Here is a 1526-nt window from a genome sequence, read left to right as displayed (position 1 = left end):
TGGGAGTGCGGCAGCCCGCTTGGACCGCCTAGACGGCGTAGCCGAGCCGCCTCCTGCGGCCCGTGATCGTATCGTACACCATCCGGCCCTCCTCGCGGAAGCCCTTGAGCCTGCCGTCCCTGTACCACCGCATGAAGCCGTCGAGCTCCTCCATGAAGCGCGCGGGCGGGGTCGCCGACCAGTCGCGGCCGTGGTAGAACTCCTCCTTGAGCGAGCCGAAGAAGCCCTCGGCCCGCGCGTTGTCCGGGCAGCACCCCTTCCTGGACATCGAGCGCACGATCCCGCCTTCCTCGCAGATGCGCTTCCATGACCTGGCCCGGTACTGGCAGCCCCCGTCCGAGTGCCCGACCACGGGAGGGTGCCCCTCGGGCAGGGTCCCCAGGTAGGCGAGCAGCGACGAGTCGCACAGCTCCGAGTCGGGGCGCAGGGAGATCGACCAGGCTGCGGGCATGCCGTCGAAGCAGTCGACGACGGGCGAGAGGTACACCTTCGCCCCTCCCGCCTTGAACTCGGCGACGTCGGTGACAACCAGCTCGTCGGGGCGGGCCGCGTGGAAGCCGTGGGCCCCGTCCTTTTGCAGGGGCGCGTTGGCCGGGCGCTCGTCGGGCTCCCCGGCGTAGGAGGAGTACTCGAGCCTCTTCCTCGTGCGCCGCGCCGCCATGTTGCCCTCGCGCATGGCGCGCCGCACCTCGAGCTCGGAGACGGCCATGGCCTCGCCGCCGTCGGCGCCGACAAGGAGGGCGGCCCTCACGCGCCGGTATCCGTAGGTGCGCCCGCTGCCCTCGAACGCCTTGCGGGCGCGCCGGGCGACCTCCTCATCCCTCTCCGCGCGCTCGGCGTTGCGCCTCCTGTTGTACTCGTAGGTGCTCTTCGGCATCTTCAAGAAAGCGGTGATCTCGGCGAGGGAGCGCCCGGAGCCCCTCCTCAGCTTCTCGCCTAACTCGGCCTTCCGCCTGTTGGAGAGACTCTCCGGGTCTCCTGCTTTTGGGTCGCGCATCAGCTCCCGCAGTACCGCGTTCTCCAGCTCGGCCTCGGCCACACGCGCCTCGAGCTCCTCGCGCGCAAGGCTCTTGACGTCCTTCTTCTCCATGGGCCCCGCCTCCTCGGTGCCCATCTTAGCCCTTTCGGCGGCCCGCGCCCAGGAGGCGACGATGTCTCCGGATGCGATGCCCAGCCTGCGGGCGATGCCGGCCCAGCCCATGCCCTTGGCCCTCAGCCTCAGGGCCTCGCGCCTGGTGGCCTCGGGGTAGCGGGCGTGCCGCCCGTGCTCGCAGCGCCCCGGGACCCTGCGCTCGGGCACGTCGAGCTCCCCGGCCTCGGCCTGGCGGCGCCACTCGCGCAGGCACTGCCTGCTGGGGTTGCCGGGCATCCTCGAGAATGCGGCATCCGTGAGCCCGCTTGCGCCCAGGTCGGCCAGGATCCTCTCCCTGTCCTCTTTCGAGTACATCTCGGCTCCTTCCTTGGATAAGAACTTATGTTCGCCGTGGTGGCATGCCCCCACGGTCCAAGAAACCGCCGCGCTCCCG

1 protein-coding gene is annotated in these 1526 nt (G+C 70.5%); it reads right to left on the bottom strand.

The window, feature by feature from the left end; translation table 11 throughout:
- Nucleotides 1-28: 28 nt before the first annotated feature.
- Nucleotides 29-1447 carry an IS3 family transposase gene (locus tag C1877_RS15030; RefSeq protein ID WP_114569522.1) on the bottom strand — a complete coding sequence of 473 codons (1419 nt, stop codon included), beginning with the start codon at nt 1445-1447 and terminating at the stop codon, nt 29-31.
- Nucleotides 1448-1526: the final 79 nt, after the last annotated feature.

The organism is Gordonibacter pamelaeae (assembly GCF_003340385.1).
Lineage (GTDB): Bacteria > Actinomycetota > Coriobacteriia > Coriobacteriales > Eggerthellaceae > Gordonibacter > Gordonibacter pamelaeae.
Note: the sequence above shows the minus strand (reverse complement) of the source record. Positions and strands in the feature narration are given on the sequence as shown.